The following is a 20296-nucleotide window of genomic DNA, read 5'->3' on the forward strand; positions in this document are numbered from 1 at the left end:
CCTCGTTACGCTATCTCAGGTGGCTCCGGTGGAGGGGTGGCCGCGCCCGGCAGTCGAACCGTCGCCAGTGTGCCGCCGCCCTCCGCTCGGGTCAGGGTGACCTCGCCGCCCGCCTGTTGGACCGTGCGGGCCACGATGGACAGGCCCAGGCCGGAGCCGGGGAGGGCCCTCGCGCTGGGGGAGCGCCAGAAGCGGTCGAAGACGTGGGGGAGTTCGTCGGCGGGGATGCCGGGGCCGTGGTCCCGCACCGTGAGGACACCGGACTCCAGCGTCACCTCGATCGTGCCGCCCACGGGGCTGAACTTCACCGCGTTGTCCAGGATGTTGACGATCGCCCGCTCCAGCGCCGACGGCTCGGAGCGTACGTACCAGGGCTGGAGGTCCGACGTGATCGTCAGCTCCGGGCCCCGCAGCCGGGCCCGGCGCAGCGCGGCCTCGACCGTCTCCTGGAAGTCGACGATCTGCAGCCGGCCGCCGTTCTGACCGGAGTCGGAGCGGGACAGCTCCTGCAAGTCGCCGATCAGCGAGGCCAGTTCCGTCATCTGCGCCTTCACCGAGGCGAGCAGGGCCTTGCGGTCGTCGGCCGGGATGGGGCGGCCCGTCTCCTCGCTGCGGCTGAGCAGCTCTATGTTCGTCCGCAGGGACGTCAGCGGGGTGCGGAGTTCGTGTCCCGCGTCGGCGATCAGCTGCTGCTGGAGGTCACGGGAGCTGGCCAGCGCGCTCGTCATCGAGTTGAAGGAGCGGGACAGCCGGGCGACCTCGTCCTCGCTCTCGTCCTCCACCGGGATACGGATGCTCAGGTCCTCCGTGCGCGCCACGTGCTCGACGGCGTCCGTGAGCTTGTCGACGGGGCGCAGTCCCGCACGGGCCACGGCCAGCCCCGCCGCTCCGGCGCCGACCACTCCGATACCGGAGACGAGGAGGAGGATCAGGGCGAGGTCGTTGAGGGTGGCTTGGGTGCCGTGGAGGGGGAGGGCGGCGATCAGAGCCGCGTTGGACAGCTCGCCCGTCTCCGGATCGGCGATACTCACCGGCTGGGTCTTGACTCGTACGTCGTTTCCCTTGGTGTCGGTGCCGTTGTGGTAGATGGCCTCGGTGCGCTCGGTGCCGTTCACCACCTCCATGTCGGTGTGGGTCACCTTGACCAGACCCGAGGAGAAGTCCAGAACGCAGGATGTCTCATCGTCCAGCACCACCTGGAAGTAGGTGTTGCGGGGACCGAAGCGGGGGTTCTGCTCGCCGACGGTCTGCGTGCAGTTGTTGACCGCGTACCTGGCCTGGTCCTGGATCGCCCCCATGCCCATGGCCTTGTCGAGTTGGTCGTCGACCAGGTCGTACAGCTTCCCCTGCACGATGAACCAGCACGTCACCGATACCGCCGCCACCGCGAAGGCGACCGCTGCCGCGACCAGGAGGGACAGGCGGGTGCGGATCGGCAGCGTGCGGTAGCGGCGGAGGATCTTCTTCACTCCGCGCCGCCTTGTCGCAGGACGTACCCCACGCCCCGCACCGTGTGGACGAGGCGGGGCTCGCCCGCCGCCTCCGTCTTGCGGCGCAGATACATGACGTACACGTCGAGGGAGTTGGAGCTGGGCTCGAAGTCGAAGCCCCAGACGGCCTTCAGGATCTGCTCGCGGGTGAGGACCTGGCGCGGGTGCGCCATGAACATCTCCAGCAGCGTGAACTCCGTACGGGTCAGTTCCACCGGCCGGTCGCCCCGCCGCACCTCACGGGTCGCCAGGTCCATCCGCAGGTCCGCGAACGCGAGCGCCTCGTCCTCCTGTGCGGTCTCGGCGACGGCCGCCGCGTACGAGCTGCGGCGCAGCAGCGCGCGGACGCGGGCGAAGAGTTCGTCCAGTTCGAAGGGCTTGACCAGGTAGTCGTCGGCGCCCGCGTCGAGGCCGGTGACACGGTCGCCGACCGTGTCGCGGGCCGTCAGCATCAGGATGGGGGTCGTGTCGCCCGCGCCACGGATCCGGCGGGCGGCGGTCAGGCCGTCCATGCGGGGCATCTGGATGTCGAGGATCACCAGGTCCGGCCGGTACGCGATCGCCTTCTCCAGCGCGTCCGCGCCGTCGACCGCGACCTTCGTGTCGTACCCCTCGAAGGCGAGGCTGCGCTGGAGTGCTTCGCGCACCGCCGGCTCGTCGTCGACGATGAGGATGCGCTGGGGTTCACGGTCGCCTTCGGCGGGGCTCATGGTCGTGTCGTTCCTCGGGTGCGGTGGGACGTGGAGGGGGAGCGGGAGCGAGGAGTGGTCGATCCGGACTCAGCCTCGCACGTTCCAGGGCGCCGGGTTGGGCAGGGCTGTGGATAAGTCGAGCCTCAGCCGATCATCCGACTGTCGTACGGCGGCGGTGGGCCGCCGTGGCCATCGACGTCCGTCGGGGAGCCGTGGCCCGGGTCGGGGCGGGCGCGACCTCGGGGGCCCGTGTGACCGGCGGGTGCAGCTCGGCCGCCACCGCGAGGGCGAGACCGATTCCGGAGGGGCCGTCGGCGGCCGGGACGTCGTGCGCAACCTGCTTGATCATGTCGACCTCCAGGTCGAAGGAGAGTCAGTCGGTGGCCGCGGTGGCCGCGGTGGCTGCCACGGGCGCGGTGGCACGGTGGCCACCGTGGTCCTCAGTCCGAGCCGCCCGCCCGCAGCGTGCTCAGGTCGGACTTGACCGTGTTGATCGGGATGGCGAAGCCGAGGCCCGCGCTGCCGGCGTCGCCCGAGGAGGACGCGGAGTACATCGCGGAGTTGATGCCGATGATGTTGCCGTTCATGTCGATGAGGGCGCCGCCGGAGTTGCCCGGGTTGAGGGACGCGTCGGTCTGGAGCGCCTTGTACGTGGTCGTCGAGGAACCGGTGTCGCCGTTGAACTCCTGGCCGCCGAACTCGAACGGCCACCCGCCGCCACCGCCCTGCTGTTGCTGCTGGCCCTCGTCCGTCGAGACCGTCACGTCACGGTCGAGCGCGGAGACGATCCCGCTGGTCACCGTGCCGGTGAGCCCTTCGGGGGAGCCGATCGCCACGACCTGGTCGCCGACCTTGACCCCGTTGCTGTTGCCGAGGGTCGCCGCCTTCAGACCGGAGGCGTCCCGCAGCTTGATGAGCGCGAGGTCCTTCTTGCTGTCGGTGCCGACGACCTCGGCGCTGTACGTCTTGCCGCTGTGGGTCGTCACCTTGATCCGGGAGGCGCCGGAGACCACGTGGTTGTTGGTGACGATCTCGCCGTCGCTGGTGATGATCACACCGGAGCCGGTGGACTCACCCCCGTTCGAGCTGGCGTTGATCTCCACGATGCTCGGGCTGACCGCCGAGGCGACCCCGGCGACGGTGCCCTTCTGGCTGGTGGGCACCACACTCGTGCTGGTCGAGCTGGAGGCGACGGTGTCGTTGCCGGTCAGCTCCTGGATCCCGTACGCCGTACCACCGCCGATCGCCGCCGCGACGATCGCCACGGCCGCCACCAACGCGAGCGGGCCCTTGGCGCGCTTCTTCGGCGACGACGTGGACGGGGACGAGGCCGCCGCCGCGGGATCGGCACCGGAGGACACCGGCTCGGAGAGGAGAGCGGTCGGGGCGGACCCATACCCGGCCGAGCCGTGTCCGGCCGAGCCGTGGTGCGGTGCGCCGTACGCCGTCGAGCCATGGTGGGGCGCGCCGTACCCGGTCGAGCCGTATCCGGTCGAGCCGTGCTCGGCGGAGCCGTACGCGGGCGCCGCCGTCGGCGGAGTCGGCTCGTAGGCCGGCGGGGGCGGCCACTCCGGGTTCACCGGAGAGGTGCCGTGCTGCTGCTGGTCACCCTGATAGGGGTTCTCGTGTTCGCCGCTGCGGCGGAAGCTCTCGGTCATGGCACAGAGCTTCGCGCGCCACCATGAGAGCTCCCTGAGTGCTCCCTGAGAAGCCCGACAGAACCTCGTATGCCCCATATAAAGGCGCCCGGCCCCGGTCGCATGGGAAACAAAGGGGCGAGAGCCGTGGCGATGCCGCACAACGCGGCGGCCACCACGCCGTCCCGGCGCTCCGGTGCATCGAACGCCGCCGGGTCTTCCGACGAGGAGCTTGCCGAGCGGGCCGAGGCGGCACTGGCCGTTCTCGGGGACGGAGCGCTGGTGGAGGCCGGCGTGGAGAAGGCGATCGACGGAGTGCACACCGAACCTGACCTCAAGGACGGCAAGCCGTACCGGAACACGCGGCTCCGCCGCGCGGGCGCGACCAGCCACGGCGGGCGGACCCGCGGTCGACCACGCGCCCGAGCGCCTCTACGGCGCCGACCCCCCGCCTCCAGGGCGCCGACCCGCCCCCGCCGGAGGCTACGCGCAGCCGCAGGACCGTCGTGTGACCAGCTTCGACGGGAAGAGCTTCACCCGTTCCCGGTGGGAGCCCGCGACCCGCAGGCCGTCGTCGAGGACGAGGTCGACCGCGGCGCGGGCCATGCCCGTGCGGTCCGTCGCGACCGTGGTCAGCGGCGGGTCGGTCAGCGCCGCTTCCTTGACGTCGTCGAAGCCGGCGACCGCCAGCTCGCCGGGCACGTCGATACGCAGCTCACGCGCGGCGCGCAGTACGCCGATGGCCTGGTCGTCGGTGGAGCAGAAGATCGCCGGGGGACGGTCCGGGCCGGAGAGCAGGTCGAGGGCCACGTTGTACGCGTCGTAGCGGTTGTACGGGGCCTCGAAGAGGCGCCCCTCCGTGGAGATGCCGGCGTCGTCCATCGCGCGGCGCCAGCCCTCGACGTGGTCGGAGACGGGGTCGCCGACCAGCGGGGTCTCGGCGATGCCGCCCAGACAGGCGACGTACTCGTGTCCGTGCGAGAGGAGGTGCTCCACGGCGAGCTGGGCGCCGCCGAGGTCGTCGGTCACCACGGCGACGTCGTCGATCGCCTCGGGCCGCTCGTGCAGCAGCACCACGCGCGCGTCCCACGCCTCTATCTCGGCGGCGGCGTTGTCGTTGAGGGCGTGGCTGACCAGGATCAGTCCGGAGACACGCATCCCGAGGAACGCCCGCAGATAGTGGACCTCGCGCTCGGCGATGTAGTCGGAGTTCCCGACGAGGACCATCTTGCCGCGCTCGGCGGCCGCCTGTTCGACCGCGTGCGCCATCTCGCCGAAGAACGGCTGACGGGCGTCCGGGACGATCAGGCCTATCAGCTCGGTGCGCCGCGACGCCATGGCCTGGGCGACCCGGTCGGGCCGGTACCCCAGCTCCTTGATCGCGGCGAGGACACGCTCGCGCGTGGCCGGGGCGACCGGCCGGGGTCCGTTGTTGATGACGTAGCTGACGACGGCGGTGGAAGTTCCCGCCAGTCGCGCCACATCATCCCGAGTCACCTTGGCCACGCGCGGAGTCTACGCGGATGGACCGCCCCTGGGCAGGGCGTACAGGCGCTCGTCTGCGCGAGAGCCGCACGTCCGCCGTGCGCCGAGGGCGGGATGGGGCGGCGCACTACGCCTCGGCCGCGACCTCGGCGGCCTCCAAGGGCGCCGTCTCGTCCGCATCCTCCGTCTTTGAGCGCTCGACCTTGGCCTTCGCCTCGTCGCTCGCGCGCTCGCCCTTCTCAGGAGTAACGAATCGATAACCGACGTTCCGGACGGTGCCGATCAGCGACTCGTGCTCGGGGCCGAGCTTGGCGCGCAGCCGTCGTACGTGGACGTCCACGGTGCGGGTGCCGCCGAAGTAGTCGTAGCCCCAGACCTCCTGCAGCAGCTGGGCGCGGGTGAAGACGCGGCCGGGGTGCTGCGCGAGGTATTTGAGGAGCTCGAACTCCTTGAAGGTGAGGTCGAGGACGCGTCCCTTGAGCTTGGCGGAGTACGTCGCCTCGTCGACCGACAGGTCGCCGTTGCGGATCTCCATCGGGGAGTCGTCGTTGACGATCTGCTGCCGGCCCATGGCGAGCCGGAGCCGTGCCTCCACCTCGGCGGGGCCGGCGGTGTCGAGGAGGACGTCGTCGATGCCCCAGTCGGCGGTGACGGCGGCGAGGCCGCCCTCCGTGACGACGAGGATGAGCGGGCAGCCCGGCCCGGTGGAGCGCAGCAGCTGACACAGGCTGCGGACCTGCGGGAGGTCACGGCGCCCGTCGATGAGGATCACGTCGGCACCGGGGGTGTCGACGAGGGCGGGCCCTTCCGCCGGGGCGACCCGCACATTGTGCAGCAGCAAGCCGAGAGCCGGGAGCACCTCCGTCGATGGCTGGAGGGCATTGGTCAGGAGCAGCAGAGAACTCATACGTCTGGTTCCTCCTCGGTCCCTGCGAGGACGTTTACGGCACTGCGAACTGCACTGCGGAACTTCACAGCGTTCTGCTCTGCGTTCCCGGGGCCCGTACACCTGCGGTCACCTGGTGTTTCCCGCTTTGTATACAACGCTTCCGAAAGCACAAAAGGACCCGGGGGCTACGTTGCCCGAGTCCTCTGTCCAGCAGAATAGCCCACATGAGCGCTGGTCCGGCAGGTGATGTGACGCGATCCTTCGATATCCCGGACTCTGAGACGGGGGACCGAACCACTTCCCGACCGCCTACGAGCCCTTTGCGCAGGTTTCTGAGCACGGAAGACGGGGTGAACATCGAGGCCGTATACGACCCGGGCAGTGTCGTATACAACGCCTCTCACCTTCTCTCCGACGGCACCGGAAAGCCACTGGGAAGCCTTCCGGTAATCGTCGTCGCGCACGGTTTCACGGGCGGTGTGGATCGGCCGCACGTTCGAAGAGTGGTGGCGGCCCTCACCCGGTACGGCTCCGTCGTGACCTTCTCCTTCCGCGGCCACGGACGGTCCGGCGGCCACTCCACGGTGGGCGACCGCGAGGTCCTCGATCTGGCGGCGGCCGTCCGCTGGGCCCGCGATCTCGGGCACGAACGCGTCGTCACGGTCGGTTTCTCCATGGGCGGCTCGGTCGTCCTGCGCCACGCGGCCCTGCCGGACGCGGGCGTCGACGCGGTCGTCTCGGTCAGCGCGCCCGCCCGCTGGTACTACCGGGGCACGGCCCCCATGCGCCACCTCCACTGGCTGGTCACCCGCCCCGCCGGCCGTCTCGTCGGCCGCTACGGCTTCGGCACCCGCATCCACCACCGCGAATGGGACCCCGTCCCGCCCTCCCCGGTCGAGTCGGTCCCCCTGATCGCTCCGACGCCGCTGCTGATCGTCCACGGCGACAGCGACGGCTACTTCCCGGTCGACCACCCCCGGATGCTCGCGGAGGCCGCGGCCGGGCACGCCGAACTGTGGCTGGAGGAGGGGATGGGCCACGCGGAACACGCGGCCACCGGGGAGTTGCTGGACCGTGTGGGGGACTGGGTGCTGGGGACCGGGCGCTGAGGAACGGGCCGGGCGGCACGATCGGCCCGCGCGGTTTCTCCACGGCACGGACTCCCCCGTAGCCTGAACCCCGTCACGACTAACCAAGAGGAACGCAGATGCCAAAGGGCACTGTCCGCTACTGGGCCGCGGCCAAAGCCGCCGCCGGCATCTCCGAGGAGCCCTACGACGCGGACACCCTCGCCGAGGCCCTCGACGAGATCCGCGAGCGACACCCCGACGAACTCGTCCGGGTACTGCGGCGATGCTCGTTCCTCGTCGACGGGAACCCCGTGGGCACCCGTGAACATGAGACGGTACGTCTGGCCGAGGGCGGCACGGTCGAGGTGCTCCCGCCGTTCGCAGGAGGGTGACCCCCACATCATGAGCAACCAGCCGTACGGGTACGAGGGCCACCAGGGGCACCCCGGCTACGACGCCCACCAGCAGCCGGAGCAGCAGCCGCCGCCGTACGCGGCGCAGCCGCAGTGGCAGGGGTACGACGAGGGGCAGGCCGCCCAGGCGCAGCAGTACACGCAGCAGTGGGAGGGCCAGACCTGGGAGACCCAGGTGCAGCCGCAGACCGCCCCCTTCGCGGCGAACCTGACGGAGACGGCGTACCTGCCCCAGCAGACGGACGGCCGCCCCGCACAGTACGCCCCGGACCACCAGCCCGGACAGCATGGGCAGGCCGGGTCGCACGGCCAGCCCGGTCCGCGGGGGCAGGCGTACCCCCAGGGCCAGGGGTCCGCCCAGGGCCAGGGGTTCGCCCAGGGGCAGGCGCCGGTGGTTCCGCACGACCACGCCCAGGGGGGCGATCCCGCCGGCTCCGGCGAGGCCAGGCCCGCGTACGGGCCGCCGACGCTCACCGGGAACGCGCGGATCACCGACGCGCAGCGGGCGCGGGCCGAGGGACGGTCGCCGATCATCGAGCCCGGCATGCAGCCGGCACTGATCACGGCCGTACTGGGGCTGCTGCTGGCGGGCGCGGCGGCGATCGGGGAGTACGCCCTCGCCGTACCGCTGGTGATCCTCCAGGCCGTGACGGCGGCGGGCTGGTTCCGGCTGAACGGCATGTGGCCGGCCCGGCAGGGCATCGTGCTGGCGTTCGCGGGCGCGCTCGCGGCGGACGCGGCCCTGTTCGCGGCCGGGCGGGAGCACGCGCCCGCGGCGATCCTCGGGACACTCGGGGTGTGGGTGCTGCTCGGCATCGTGCTCGGGCTGCGGAGCCACGCGGACCCGGACGAGCGGATGTACGGGCTGATGGCGACGATCGCCTCGGCGGCGCTGGCGATCATCGCGAGCGGCTATCTGGCGGCGGCAGCGAACGCGGTCACCGTCGGCGGGGTCGCTGTCGCGGTGGCCGTGGTGGCGCGGGCACTGCCGTTGCCGACGGCGGCGTCGGTGGTGGTGGCGCTGCTGGCGGCGGCCGGTGCGGGGGTCGCCGTCGGCGAGGTATCCGATCTCGGTAGCTCCGGTGCGCTGTTGGGGGCGGGGGCCGGGCTGTGCGCGCTGGTCGGACACCGGGTCGCGAGCTATGACTACCCGTCCCGATTCGTGCACTTCACGGCGGGGGTGGCGCTGCCGCTCGCCGCGGCGGCGCCGGCGGTGTATCTGCTGGGCCGGGCGCTGGGCTGACGCCAAGGGCGCCTTGTGGCTCGGGGCCGGGCGCCTGATGACTCGGGGGTGCGGGTGCGGGTGCGTTGGCGGCCGCGGGTGGGTGGGGGCTGGTCGCGCAGTTCCCCGCGCCCCTAGAGGGACGGGCCTGCGGCCCGCCCTCCCCCTGAAGGGCTGGGCCTGCGGCCCACCCTTCGGCCTGAAAAGCACGGGGCGCAGCCCCGGTCGCTTTTCAGGGGCGCGGGGAACTGCGCGACCAGCCCCCACCCACCCGCACCCGAAGGGCGGTCCGCCCCCGCCCGCGTCCTGTCACAGGTGATCAACAACGTTCAGGACTTCGCCCCGGCTTCACTTCCGCGCGATTACTCTCCCCCGGAGCGGCCACTCTGGTCGTTGAGCGGGCAGGCCGCCGAGTGGACAACGTGGGGGGCACCGAGACATGCGCGCACTGCGGATACTTGTGATCGTCGCCGTGATCCTGGGCGGCGTCTTCGTGGTCGCGGACCGCGTGGCCGTCGGGTTCGCCGAGGACGAGGTCGCTCAGAAGCTCAAGAGCAGCGAGGGCCTGACCGCGACCCCGGACGTGTCCGTCAACGGCTTCCCCTTCCTCACCCAGGTCGCGGGCGGCGAGCTGGACGACGTCGAGGTCGGCATCTCGGACTACGAGGCCACCACCGGCAAGTCCGGCGAGAGCATCCGCATCGCGGACCTCACGGCGCACATGCGCGGCGTGAAGTTCTCCGGCGACTACAGCTCCGCCACGGCCGCCTTCGCGATCGGCACCGCGACCATCTCGTACGACGAACTCCTCAAGGCCGCCAAGTCCGAGCCCACCCGGGTCGCCCCCGGCACCACCGCCCGCGTGGTCGGCCTCTCCGACGGCGGCAACGGCAAGATCAAGGTCGCGATCGAGGCCGACATCCCGATCCTCGGCAAGAAGACGTTCCCCGTGCTGAGCACCGTGAGCGTCAAGGACGACACCGTGGAGGTACGCGCGGACTCGCTGCCCGACCTCGGCGCCGCACTGGCCGAGAACGCGGTCCGGTCGATCACCGACTTCCAGCAGGCCATCGACGACCTGCCCGGCGGCATCAAGCTCGACAAGGTCGAGGCCGCGCCGGACGGGGTGGACATCTCGGTGAAGGGTTCGAACGTCCAGCTGGCCGGGTAGTCCCGTAGCCGGGAACATGGGCGGGGCGGCGAGCAGCGTTGTCCGAAAGGCGAGACGGCGGCGTCCGTACCGTAGATGTGGCGACGGCCGCACCGACCCGGCCGCCCCTTCCGCACCGGCCTTCCGGGGAACTCATCCCACAATCCGGACGATCGTGTCTCAGAATACGACATGCCGGTGACACGCCCGCCTGTCCGTCCCTACGATCGACAACCATGAAGCGACAGGCGGATCTCACGAAGCGGCGGGCAGTAGACCTGTGCCGCGTCGCCGCCATGCTCTGTCGCACTTTCTGAGCGGCAGCCCAGGCCTGCCGCGTTCCCCCCGCCCTGCCCAGCCAGGGCACACACCCGTGCGCGCCCGGCCGAACCGCCGGAGGCGCTTCGCACGCCCCGCCGCAACTGCCCCGGAGGAGAAACAGCATGAGCCGCAGCGACGTCCTGGTCGACGCCGACTGGGTCGAGGCCAACCTCGACGACCCGAACATCGCCATCGTCGAGGTCGACGAGGACACCACCGCGTACGAGAAGAACCACATCAAGAACGCGATCCGGATCGACTGGACGAAGGACCTCCAGGACCCGGTCCGCCGTGACTTCGTCGACCAGGCGGGCTTCGAGAAGCTGCTGTCGGAGAAGGGCATCGCCAACGACACCCTCGTCGTCCTCTACGGCGGCAACAACAACTGGTTCGCGTCCTACGCCTACTGGTACTTCAAGCTGTACGGCCACGAGAACGTGAAGCTGCTCGACGGCGGCCGCAAGAAGTGGGAGCTGGACGCCCGCGAGCTGACCGACGAGGTGCCGGTGCGCCCCGCCACCGAGTACAAGGCCAAGCCGCAGAACACCGCGATCCGCGCCTTCCGCGACGACGTCGTGGCGGCCATCGGTTCGCAGAACCTGGTCGACGTGCGCTCGCCCGACGAGTTCTCCGGCAAGCTGCTCGCCCCTGCCCACCTGCCGCAGGAGCAGTCGCAGCGTCCGGGCCACGTCCCGTCCGCCCGCAACATCCCGTGGTCGAAGAACGCCAACGACGACGGCACCTTCAAGTCGGACGAGGAGCTCAAGGCGCTCTACGCCGAGGAGCAGGTGGACCTCGCCAAGGACACCATCGCCTACTGCCGCATCGGTGAGCGCTCCGCGCTGACCTGGTTCGTCCTGCACGAGCTGCTCGGTGTCGAGAACGTCAAGAACTACGACGGCTCCTGGACCGAGTACGGCAGCCTCGTCGGCGTCCCGATCGAGCTCGGCGCCAACAAGTAAGCACCCCCAGCGGTACCCGCACACCCCCGTTCGTCCCGACCGGCCTTCCTTCCGGTCAGACCCCTGATGGAGAAAGACATGTGTGGAGCGAAGGCCGGCGGCCCGGACGCCTCGACGATCAAGCCCGGTGAGACCACGATCCAGGGTCAGGTGACCCGCGACGGCGAGCCGGTGACGGGCTACGTCCGTCTGCTGGACTCGACCGGCGAGTTCACGGCGGAGGTCCCCACCTCCGCGACGGGCCAGTTCCGCTTCTACGCGGCCGAGGGCACCTGGACCGTCCGCGCGCTGGTCCCCGGTGGCACCGCCGACCGCACGGTCGTCGTCGCCGAGAAGGGCGCGCTCGCCGAGGTCGCGATCGCCGTCTGAGGCACCCCGTGCACGGCACCCCGTGAACGGCTGAAGGGCCGCGCCCCCCTGGGTTGGACGCCTGGGGCGCGGCCCTTCGGCATGCCCGGACTCCGGGGCGCCGGTCCTGGGGCATGCCGGGACCGGCCGTCCTACCCTGGAGTCATGTACGCGCGGCGGCGCCACCGCTACTTCGTCATGATGGGGACGTGCCTCACGCTCTTCGTCCTGGCCTGGGGAGTCGTACGCCTCTGGTCGGTCCCCGTCGCGGTCGGCATGTGTCTGGTCGCCATGGTCATCCCGCCGCTGGCCGCGGTCGTCGCGAACCGGCGGGGGCCCGAGGACCGCTGGTGGGACGACCCGTCCGGCGATCCCAAGTCCGACGAGTGGTGGGACGAACTGGACGGCAAGAAGCGCCCAGGACGACAGCCCTGACCGGCGGCCACCGTCGTCTCAGTAGACGAGCGCCTGGGTGTCGTCGGCCAGCGTCTCCTGCACGAAGACCTGCGCGCCCGCGATCCGTACGCCCTTGATGACGTCCTGCTCGGTGATGTCCCGCCGCGCGGCGCACTGCGTGCACAGGGTGAGGCGGCCGCCGGCCAGGATCGAGTCGATCAGATCCGGCAGCGGCGCCGCGTGCGGCAGCTCGAACTCGGCGGCCCGCCCCGGCAGCGCGAACCACGCCGACTCACCGGTCAGCCACAGGGAGACCTCCACCCCGCTGGCCACGGCCACCGCGGCCACCGTGAACGCCTGGGAGCAGCGCTCGGGAGCGTCCGCCCCCGCCGTCACCTTGATCACGAGCTTCTTCGCCATGCCCGCAGCGTAGTCCGCCGGCCTCCCGGCGGTCCGCCGACCGCGCGGGGCGCCGACCGCAGGGGCGCGACCACGCGGACCTCGACGACCGTCCCCGGACCGGGCCGCGTAAGCTGGGGGCCGGCCCTGTGTAGTACCGAACCTTCGCTCATTTCGAGGAGCACCCCGTGGAACTCTTCTTCGAACTCCTGCTGGTCGCGGTCTGCGTCGGCGTTCTCGCCTTCACCGGACTGGCTGTGAAGAAGCTGTACCAGGGCCAGCGCTGACCGACCACCCCAGGAACCGCCACTCATGATCGAGATCCCGTCCGACCTGCACAAGGACCTCGTCCCCCTCGCCTTCCTGCTCGGGAACTGGTCCGGTGCGGGCGTCCACGACTTCCCCGGCGCCGAGAAGTGCAACTTCGGCCAGGAGGTCTCCTTCACCCACGACGGCCGGGACTTCCTCGAGTACCACTCCCACTCCTGGGTGCTGGACAACGAGGGCGACAAGGTCCGTCCGCTGGAGTCCGAATCCGGTTTCTGGCGGATCGACGCCGACCGCAAGGTCGAGGTCACCATGGTCCGCAACGACGGTGTCGTCGAGGTCTGGTACGGCGAGCTCGCCGACAAGAAGCCCCAGATCGACCTGGTCACCGACGCCGTCGCCCGGACCGCCGCCTCCGGCCCCTACACCGGCGGCAAGCGGCTGTACGGCTATGTGAACAGCGACCTCATGTGGGTCGGCGAGAAGCAGACCCCCGAGGTCGAGCTGCGCCCCTACATGTCCGCCCACCTGAAGAAGGTCGTCACCCCGGAGGACGTCGAGCGCTGGGCCAAGGCCCTCCCCGACGACATGCCCGACGACGGCATCGCCTTCTTCAAGTAGTCACCAGGGGGTGTTTGAAAGTCCGGCACAGCACCCGACTTTCACACCCCCTAGACTTCCAGTGTGGTGAGCACCGACTGGAAGACTGATCTGCGGCAGCGCGGTTACCGCCTGACGCCGCAGCGGCAGCTTGTGCTCGAAGCCGTGGACACCCTGGAGCACGCGACCCCCGACGACATCCTCGCCGAAGTGAGGAAGACGGCGTCGGGGGTCAACATTTCCACCGTCTACCGGACCCTGGAGCTCCTGGAGGAGCTGGGGCTGGTCAGCCACGCCCATCTGGGGCACGGCGCGCCGACGTACCACCTGGCCGACCGGCACCACCACATCCACCTCGTGTGCCGGGACTGCACCACGGTCATCGAGGCCGATGTCTCGGTGGCCGCCGAGTTCACGGACAAGCTGCGCGAGACGTTCGGCTTCGACACGGACATGAAGCACTTCGCGATCTTCGGCCGCTGCGGGGACTGCTCCGCGAAGGCCGAGAAGGCCGCGCGCACCGGGAAGGCCGCGCCGAGCGGCGGCGGTGGGGGTGACACGGGCCGGAGCGCCCCGGACGACCTGAAAGATTCAAATACCGAGTCGTAGGCTTGGTCGTATGAAAAGCCCTCTGCTGTCCCTGCCCGGCGCCGTCCCCGCGGAGGGCGTGGACGAAGGTGTCGCCGCCCACTACGGCGATCTGTTCCGCGAACAGCGCGCCCTCGCCGACGGCACCGGTTTCGTCGACCTCTCCCACCGGGGCGTCATCACCGTCACCGGCCAGGACCGGCTCAGCTGGCTGCATCTGCTGCTCACCCAGCACGTCAGCGAACTCCCGACCGGCCAGGCCACCGAGGCCCTCATCCTCTCCGCCAACGGCCACATCGAGCACGCCCTGTACCTCGTCGACGACGGCGAGACGGTCTGGGCCCACATCGAGCCCGGCACCCGGGAGGCGCTGCTCGCGTACCTGGAGTCGATGAAGTTCTTCTACCGGGTCGAGGTCGCCGACCGCACGGACGACTTCGCGGTCGTCCACCTCCCCGCCGGGTCGATCACCGAGGTCCCCGAGGGTGTCGTCGTCCGCGAGACGCCGTACGGCCGCGACCTGTTCCTCCCGCGGGCGGACCTGGAGGCGTACGCCGAGAAGTCCGGCCCGGCGGCGGGCCTGCTCGCGTACGAGGCGCTGCGGGTCGAGCAGCACCGGCCCCGCCTCGGCTTCGAGACCGACCACCGCACCATCCCGCACGAGCTCGGCTGGATCGGCTCGGCGGTGCACCTCCAGAAGGGCTGCTACCGCGGTCAGGAGACGGTCGCCCGCGTGCAGAACCTGGGCAAGCCGCCGCGGCGGCTGGTCTTCCTCCACCTCGACGGCAGCGAGGTGCACCTGCCGCCCCCCGGAACGGACATCCGGCTCGCCGACGACGGCCCCGAGGGCCGCAAGCTCGGCTTCATCACCACGTCGGTACGCCACCACGAACTGGGCCCGGTCGCGCTGGCCCTGGTGAAGCGGAACGTCCCCGTGGACGCGCCGCTCCTGGCGGACACGACCGCGGCGGCCCAGGAAGTGATCGTCGAGCCGTAGAACCTGGCCTCAGGGGCCCGTTCGGCCCAGGTGAGGGCGCTCGGCCGTGGTCGGGCGGGCGCCCCTACATCTCCAGCAGGACCGTGAAGGGGCCGTCGTTCGTCAGGGACACCCGCATCTTCGCGCCGAACCGTCCCGTCGCCACCGTCGCCCCCAGCGCCCGCAACTGTGCGACCACCTCGTCGACGAGCGGCTCCGCGACATCGCCCGGCGCCGCCGCGTTCCACGTGGGCCGGCGGCCCTTGCGGGCATCCCCGTACAGCGTGAACTGGCTGATCACGAGCAGCGGCGCGTCGACGTCGCTGCACGACTTCTCGTCGTTCAGCATCCGCAGCGACCACAGCTTCCGTGCCAGCTGCGCGGCCTTCTCCTTCGTGTCCTCGTGGGTCACCCCCACCAGGACGCACAGGCCCTCGCCCTCGATCGCCCCGACCGTCTCACCGTCCACGACGACGCTCGCGCCGTCGACCCTCTGCACCACCGCACGCATGCCGACCATCATGCCGCCGCCGTCCATCAGCCGTGTGTGAGGGGGTCCTCCTTCCGGGGGGTTTGTGATCACGGGCGTTTCAAGCGCACTTTGCCCGGTCTTTCTTATTGATCCATTAGCGACCATCTGGGGGTGGATCGGGGGGACTCGGTCACCCAGCGGCCACCGAGAGTGGCACCATGCTCACACACACCGGTCGAGGGGACGGTTGAGGCGCATGAGCACATCGAGTATTGGGCAGCCCCCGGGCACTGCCACGTTTGCCCGGACGGGGCCGGGGCCCGCACCCGGGATCCGCCGGCCGCCGGTCCAGCGCACGGACAGCGAACCACTGCTGCCGCCGGACCCGCCGGAGCACGACCTGTCCCGGCTGCGGCTGCCGGAGCTGCGCAGCCTGCGCCGGGACGCCCAGCGGGACGAGGCCGACCTCAGCTATGTGCGGCGGCTGCTCCAGGGCCGGATCGACATCCTGCGCGCCGAGTTGGCAGGCCGACGGGGTACGGCACAGCGGTCCGGCTCCGACGGGCGTACGCCGGCGCTGGTCGACCGGCTCTCCGAGATCCTCACCGACGCGCCGGCCCGGCACCGTTCGTCGGCCCGGCACGTCACGGTGGGGACGCCGCACGGCGAGGAGTACCGGCTGCTGGCGGCCGAGATGCTCGCCGAGGTCGAACTGTCCGACCTCGGCGCCCGCACCGACGAGGAACTCACCGCCGGGCTCGCCCGCCTCGTCCGCTACGAGCAGCAGGTGTCCGGCCGCCGCCAGCGGCTCCAGCGCACGGCGGACGAGTGCAGCGCCGAGATCGCGCGGCGGTACCGCGAGGGCGAGGCACAGGTGGACGACCTGCTCGTCTGACACACCGGGTACGACCGCCCCGGCTGAAACACCGGGTACGACCGCCCCGGCTCCGGTGACCGCGGAGCCGGGGCGACGTGCATGGCGCGGCGGGCATGGTGGGGCGGGGATGGTGTGGCGGGTGGCCGGTGTTGGGTACCGGAGTGAGATCCCGCCGCTCCCGTACCGGAAGGTGACCGCCGATGCCCGCGAAACCCATAGAGCCGGAGATACCCGCCGGGTCCGGTGAGGTGCCTGTTCCGCCCGTTCTCGCGGAGGTCGTGCGGTCGGGGTTCGTCGAGGGGCGGCACCGGGGGAGCCTCGTGCTGCTGGGCGCGGACGGGGCCGTGGAGCGGGCCTGGGGCGACGTGACGGCGCCCGTCTTCCCCAGGTCCGCGAACAAGCCGATGCAGGCCGCCGGTGTGCTGCGGGCGGGGCTCGACCTCGGGGGCGAGCGGCTGGCGTTGGCCGCCGCGAGCCACTCGGGGGAGACGTTCCACCGGGACCTCGTACGGAAGATGCTCGCGGAGTCCGGGCTCGACGCGCAGGCGCTGGGGTGCCCGGAGGATCTGCCGCTGGACCGGGTGGAGGCGGAGGAGTATCTGGCCGCCGGCGGTGTCCGCGACCGGGTCACCATGAACTGCTCCGGCAAGCACGCGGCGATGCTCGCGGTGGCGGCGCTGCGGGGGTGGCCCCTCGCGTCGTACCTGGAGCCCGGGCATCCCCTGCAGCAACTGATCCGCACGGTCGTGGAGGAGGCGGCGGGGGAGCCCGTGGCCGCGGTGGGTGTGGACGGCTGCGGTGCCCCGTTGATGGCGATCAGCCTCACGGGGCTGGCCCGCGCGTTCCGCTCGTTCGTGCTCGCGCCGGAGGGTTCCGCGGAGCGCCGGGTGGCCGACGCGATGCGGGCCCATCCCGAGTACGTCGCCGGTACGCGCCGCCACGACACGTGGCTCATGCGGGAGGTGCCGGGTGCCCTGTCCAAGATGGGGGCGGAGGCGGTCCAGGCGGTGGCCCTGCCGGACGGCCGGGCCCTCGCGTTCAAGGTCGACGACGGTGGGGGGCGGGTGCTGGGGCCGGTGCTGGGACGGGCGTTGACGTTGATGGGGGTGGAGGGGGCGGTGATCTCGCGGATCGGTCGACTGCCGTTGCTGGGGGGTGGGCGGATGGTGGGGGAGGTGCGGGCCGTGTTCTGAGGGGGTGCCTGCTAGCTCGGGGGCGGGCGGTTCGTCGGCGGGTGCGGGTGGGTGGGGGTTTCTCGCGCAGTTCCCCGCGCCCCTGAAAAGCGACCGGGGCTGCGCCCCGTGGTTCTCAGGCTGAGGGGCGGGCCGCAGGCCCGTTCCCTTCAGGGGCGCGGGGCGGTGACACATGCGGCTCCGCCGCGTGGGCGCGAGAAACCACAACGGACCCGTACCCGGCGACGCACAAGCCCCCCCCCGGCCCTCTCCCTCGGCGCCCGAAAACCCCGCGACAGCCGCTCCGCGCACCCCCTAGCGTGGGTTCATGAGCCCCTCCCAGGACATCGTCGTGCGTGCCATCGACGAGGACGACAAGGCCGATTGGATCCGCGCGCTGAACACCGGGTTCCTGCGGCCGCCGGAGACCTGGTCCGAGCAGGAGCTCAAGGACCGCACCGCGCACATCGTCCCGGCCCGGACGCTCGGCGCGTTCGACGGGGACCGCTGCGTCGCCACGTTCCGTTCGTTCGCGCAGCGGCTGACGGTCGTGGGCGGCGCCGCCGTCCCCGCCGACGCCATCTCGAACGTCACGGTCAGCCCCACACACCGCCGACGGGGCCTGCTGACCCGGATGATGGCCGAGGACCTCGCCGCCGCGAAGGACCGCGGAGACGTCGTCGCCACGCTGATCGCCGCCGAGTACCCGATCTACGGACGCTACGGCTTCGGCCCCGCGACCTGGACCACCGAGTGGACGATCGACGTGCCGCGCACCGGACTCGACCCCCGCTGGTCCGGCCCGGCCGACGGCGGCCGCATCGACCTCATCGACGGGGCCGACGTACGCAAGCTGGGCCCGGAGCTGCACGAGCGGCTGCGTCGCGCCCAGCCGGGTGCCGTGGACCGCGACGAGCGCTGGTGGCGGCTCAACACCGGTGAGCGGGGCATCGTCTCGTCGTGGACCGAGCCGTTCTACGCCGTGTACCGTTCGGCGGCCGGCGAGGTCCAGGGCCTCGTCTCGTACGAGTCGGACGACAACTGGCACGACAAGCAGCCGCACAACACGGCCGACGTCAACTGGCTGATCGCGACGACCCCGGCCGCCGAGCGCGCCCTGTGGCACTTCCTGTGCTCGATCGACTGGATCACCAAGGTCAAGACGGGCTGGCGGGCCCCCGACGACCTCCTCCCTCACTTCTTCCCCGACCCGCGCGCCGCGCGTGTCACCGCCCAGGCCGACTGGTTGTGGGTGCGGATCCTGGACGTCGTACGGGCGCTGGAGGCGCGGACGTACGCGGGCACCGGCACGCTGGTGCTGGAGATCGTCGACGGAGGCCGCTTCGCGGCCGGGCGTTACCGGCTGGACGCCGGTCCGGACGGGGCGAGTTGTGTGCCGACGAGCGAGGACGGGGATCTGGTGCTGGACGTCGCGGACCTCGCCGCGCTGTGGCTGGGCGACGAGTCGGCGGTGCGGCTCGCCGCGCTCGGCCGGGTCGGGGAACAGCGGAAGGGCGCCGCCGCTGTCGCCGACGCCCTGCTGCGGACGTCCAGGCGCCCGTGGTGCCCGGACCTCTTCTGATGACGGGTCCGCCGCCGGGACCCGGGAGTTGTCGTTCGACCTTTCCTCGGTGTGCGGGTGTGCTGCATCCGTAGCTATTCAGTTGTGGTTGTGGCTGCGCATTCAGTTGTGGCTGTGCCATTCAGTTGTGACTGTGCGAACCGGTCGAACTCCCGGCTCCCCTCCGGAAGGGAGGTCGATCGGTCGGTCTGTGTGAGCCGGGTCACCAACAAGCTGAAAGTTTGACCATGTCAGCGAAGTTGGTGACCAACTCTTCCTTACTTATCTCCGCTTGGAGTCGTCTCATAACCACCTTCACATGAACTGCCGCAAGATGGCGCGAAGTTGTAATGTTTGTTCGTGGAGCGGGAACGTGCGGCCGTCGATCGACGGAAGTCGTCACAGCGGCCCCAGAGGTCACATCACGAGGTGGCCGACGTGTTGCGCCGCCGGATCAGGTCCGGCGAGCTGCGACCGGGACAGCGCATGCCCACCCAGGCCAAGCTCGCCGACGAGTTCGGCGTGGAGCGCGGTGCCGTCCGCCAGGCGCTGCGCATCCTCCAGTCGGAGCAGCTGCTCACCAACGTTTCCAAGGGGAGCCCCGCGACGGTGGCTCCGGACCTGGCAAAGACGTTCACCGGTGGCCCCGGAGCGCCGCCGCGCCCCACCATGGTGGAACTCGCCCCGCGCATATCCGCCGCCTTCGCCGCCCCGCACGTGGTGATCGACGCCCTCTGCCTCACGGCGGTGTCCCTCACGCTCGCCGTGGGTGAGCCGTTGCGCGAGATTCACGCGGGGCGCATAAAACCGGCCAGGGTCGACGTGCGGGTGCTGCTGCCGAGCCGGGACATCCCGCTCGCGTTCCCCACGCCGGTCGACGCCTCGGTCGACGGCCGGCTGCAGCGCCGCTGGCTCGCCCAGCGCAACGCCCAGGGCCAGGTGCTGCGGCACAACCTGCTGGCCCTGCGGTCCACGCACGGCATCGACGTCCATGTCACGTTCCGCGCGCTGCCGTTCACCCCGCCGGTGAAGCTGTACCTCCTCAACGGCACGGAGGCGCTGTTCGCGTACTACACCGTGCAGCGGACGGAGGCGGAGGTGGACAGCGAGCAGCTGGAGATGTACGACGCCGAGGGCACCCAGTCGATGCTGTTCGCCTTCGAGCGGGGCGCAGCCTCGGCCCCACGGGACGCGAGCTTCGTCGAGCAGTCCCGGCTGTGGTTCGACGCCCTGTGGGAGACGATCAGCTCGGAGCTGGTGCTCACGAGCTGACGTCGGCCTGGGCGGGCCCGCGGCCCAGGCGTGATCC

22 protein-coding genes are annotated in these 20296 nt (G+C 71.1%); 14 read left to right on the forward strand and 8 right to left on the reverse strand.

Annotation, left to right across the window (positions count from 1 at the left end):
• Nucleotides 1-5: 5 nt before the first annotated feature.
• The 6 genes from ACZ4Z3_RS37930 to ACZ4Z3_RS37955 all read right to left on the reverse strand — a co-directional run bounded on the left by ACZ4Z3_RS37930 (nt 6) and on the right by ACZ4Z3_RS37955 (nt 6211).
• Nucleotides 6-1469 carry a sensor histidine kinase gene (locus tag ACZ4Z3_RS37930; RefSeq protein ID WP_468505329.1) on the reverse strand — a complete coding sequence of 488 codons (1464 nt, stop codon included), beginning with the start codon at nt 1467-1469 and terminating at the stop codon, nt 6-8.
• Nucleotides 1466-2200 carry a response regulator transcription factor gene (locus ACZ4Z3_RS37935; protein WP_468505330.1) on the reverse strand — a complete coding sequence of 245 codons (735 nt, stop codon included), beginning with the start codon at nt 2198-2200 and terminating at the stop codon, nt 1466-1468. Before ACZ4Z3_RS37935 ends, ACZ4Z3_RS37930 begins: the two co-directional genes overlap by 4 nt.
• A gap of 133 nt (nt 2201-2333) precedes the next feature.
• Nucleotides 2334-2531 (reverse strand): hypothetical protein, encoded by a 198-nt coding sequence (locus tag ACZ4Z3_RS37940; RefSeq protein WP_468505331.1) that lies wholly within the window; start codon nt 2529-2531, stop codon nt 2334-2336.
• A gap of 91 nt (nt 2532-2622) precedes the next feature.
• Entirely contained in the window at nt 2623-3840 is a 1218-nt protein-coding gene (locus tag ACZ4Z3_RS37945) for a S1C family serine protease (RefSeq protein WP_468505332.1), read from the reverse strand.
• Between the two features lie 462 nt (nt 3841-4302).
• Nucleotides 4303-5325 (reverse strand): LacI family DNA-binding transcriptional regulator, encoded by a 1023-nt coding sequence (locus tag ACZ4Z3_RS37950; protein WP_468505333.1) that lies wholly within the window; start codon nt 5323-5325, stop codon nt 4303-4305.
• Between the two features lie 106 nt (nt 5326-5431).
• The gene (locus ACZ4Z3_RS37955; protein ID WP_468505334.1) at nt 5432-6211 is read right to left on the reverse strand and encodes a response regulator transcription factor; all 780 of its coding nucleotides are present in this window, start codon (nt 6209-6211) and stop codon (nt 5432-5434) included.
• A gap of 206 nt (nt 6212-6417) precedes the next feature.
• On the opposite strand from ACZ4Z3_RS37955, the gene ACZ4Z3_RS37960 reads away from it, so the two are divergent.
• The 7 genes from ACZ4Z3_RS37960 (at nt 6418) to ACZ4Z3_RS37990 (ending at nt 12114) form a co-directional block, all read left to right on the forward strand.
• Nucleotides 6418-7302 (forward strand): alpha/beta hydrolase, encoded by an 885-nt coding sequence (locus tag ACZ4Z3_RS37960; RefSeq protein WP_468505335.1) that lies wholly within the window; start codon nt 6418-6420, stop codon nt 7300-7302.
• A gap of 98 nt (nt 7303-7400) precedes the next feature.
• On the forward strand, nt 7401-7655 hold the full coding sequence (locus ACZ4Z3_RS37965) for a MoaD/ThiS family protein (protein WP_468505336.1): 255 nt from the start codon (nt 7401-7403) through the stop codon (nt 7653-7655).
• Between the two features lie 10 nt (nt 7656-7665).
• A complete protein-coding gene (locus tag ACZ4Z3_RS37970; RefSeq protein ID WP_468505337.1) occupies nt 7666-8919 on the forward strand; it encodes a hypothetical protein in 1254 nt (417 codons plus the stop codon).
• Between the two features lie 418 nt (nt 8920-9337).
• The gene (locus tag ACZ4Z3_RS37975; protein WP_468505338.1) at nt 9338-10069 is read left to right on the forward strand and encodes an LmeA family phospholipid-binding protein; all 732 of its coding nucleotides are present in this window, start codon (nt 9338-9340) and stop codon (nt 10067-10069) included.
• Nucleotides 10070-10491: 422 nt separating this feature from the next.
• Complete coding sequence (locus ACZ4Z3_RS37980) at nt 10492-11331, forward strand: sulfurtransferase (protein ID WP_468505339.1); 840 nt, start codon at nt 10492-10494, stop codon at nt 11329-11331.
• 78 nt (nt 11332-11409) lie between these two features.
• Nucleotides 11410-11700 (forward strand): DUF1416 domain-containing protein, encoded by a 291-nt coding sequence (locus ACZ4Z3_RS37985; RefSeq protein WP_043502058.1) that lies wholly within the window; start codon nt 11410-11412, stop codon nt 11698-11700.
• A 144-nt stretch (nt 11701-11844) separates the two neighbouring features.
• Nucleotides 11845-12114, forward strand: coding sequence for a DUF3099 domain-containing protein (locus tag ACZ4Z3_RS37990; protein WP_468505340.1), 270 nt, complete (start codon nt 11845-11847; stop codon nt 12112-12114).
• An 18-nt stretch (nt 12115-12132) separates the two neighbouring features.
• On the opposite strand, the gene ACZ4Z3_RS37995 is transcribed toward ACZ4Z3_RS37990, so the two are convergent.
• Nucleotides 12133-12495: a DsrE family protein gene (locus tag ACZ4Z3_RS37995; RefSeq protein WP_055537811.1), complete on the reverse strand. Its 363-nt coding sequence runs from the start codon at nt 12493-12495 to the stop codon at nt 12133-12135.
• 291 nt (nt 12496-12786) lie between these two features.
• Here ACZ4Z3_RS37995 and ACZ4Z3_RS38000 point away from each other — a divergent pair, with 291 nt between their 5' ends.
• From ACZ4Z3_RS38000 to ygfZ, 3 genes are all read left to right on the forward strand, one after another.
• Nucleotides 12787-13362 carry a heme-binding beta-barrel domain-containing protein gene (locus ACZ4Z3_RS38000; RefSeq protein ID WP_468505341.1) on the forward strand — a complete coding sequence of 192 codons (576 nt, stop codon included), beginning with the start codon at nt 12787-12789 and terminating at the stop codon, nt 13360-13362.
• Between the two features lie 63 nt (nt 13363-13425).
• Nucleotides 13426-13950 (forward strand): Fur family transcriptional regulator, encoded by a 525-nt coding sequence (locus tag ACZ4Z3_RS38005; RefSeq protein WP_468505342.1) that lies wholly within the window; start codon nt 13426-13428, stop codon nt 13948-13950.
• A gap of 10 nt (nt 13951-13960) precedes the next feature.
• Nucleotides 13961-14926 carry a CAF17-like 4Fe-4S cluster assembly/insertion protein YgfZ gene (gene ygfZ, locus ACZ4Z3_RS38010; RefSeq protein ID WP_468505343.1) on the forward strand — a complete coding sequence of 322 codons (966 nt, stop codon included), beginning with the start codon at nt 13961-13963 and terminating at the stop codon, nt 14924-14926.
• 64 nt (nt 14927-14990) lie between these two features.
• Here ygfZ and dtd read toward each other — a convergent pair whose 3' ends face one another.
• Entirely contained in the window at nt 14991-15416 is a 426-nt protein-coding gene (gene dtd, locus ACZ4Z3_RS38015; RefSeq protein WP_468505367.1) for a D-aminoacyl-tRNA deacylase, read from the reverse strand.
• Nucleotides 15417-15633: 217 nt separating this feature from the next.
• Between dtd and ACZ4Z3_RS38020 the strand changes: the two genes are divergently transcribed.
• The 4 genes from ACZ4Z3_RS38020 (at nt 15634) to ACZ4Z3_RS38035 (ending at nt 20259) form a co-directional block, all read left to right on the forward strand.
• Complete coding sequence (locus ACZ4Z3_RS38020; RefSeq protein WP_468505344.1) at nt 15634-16272, forward strand: RsiG family protein; 639 nt, start codon at nt 15634-15636, stop codon at nt 16270-16272.
• A 182-nt stretch (nt 16273-16454) separates the two neighbouring features.
• Nucleotides 16455-17447 carry an asparaginase gene (locus ACZ4Z3_RS38025; protein WP_468505345.1) on the forward strand — a complete coding sequence of 331 codons (993 nt, stop codon included), beginning with the start codon at nt 16455-16457 and terminating at the stop codon, nt 17445-17447.
• Between the two features lie 307 nt (nt 17448-17754).
• The gene (locus tag ACZ4Z3_RS38030; RefSeq protein WP_468505346.1) at nt 17755-19008 is read left to right on the forward strand and encodes a GNAT family N-acetyltransferase; all 1254 of its coding nucleotides are present in this window, start codon (nt 17755-17757) and stop codon (nt 19006-19008) included.
• A 408-nt stretch (nt 19009-19416) separates the two neighbouring features.
• Nucleotides 19417-20259, forward strand: coding sequence for a winged helix-turn-helix domain-containing protein (locus ACZ4Z3_RS38035; protein WP_099963494.1), 843 nt, complete (start codon nt 19417-19419; stop codon nt 20257-20259).
• Nucleotides 20260-20296: the final 37 nt, after the last annotated feature.

The sequence above is a fragment of the Streptomyces sp. NPDC030296 genome (assembly GCF_055572815.1).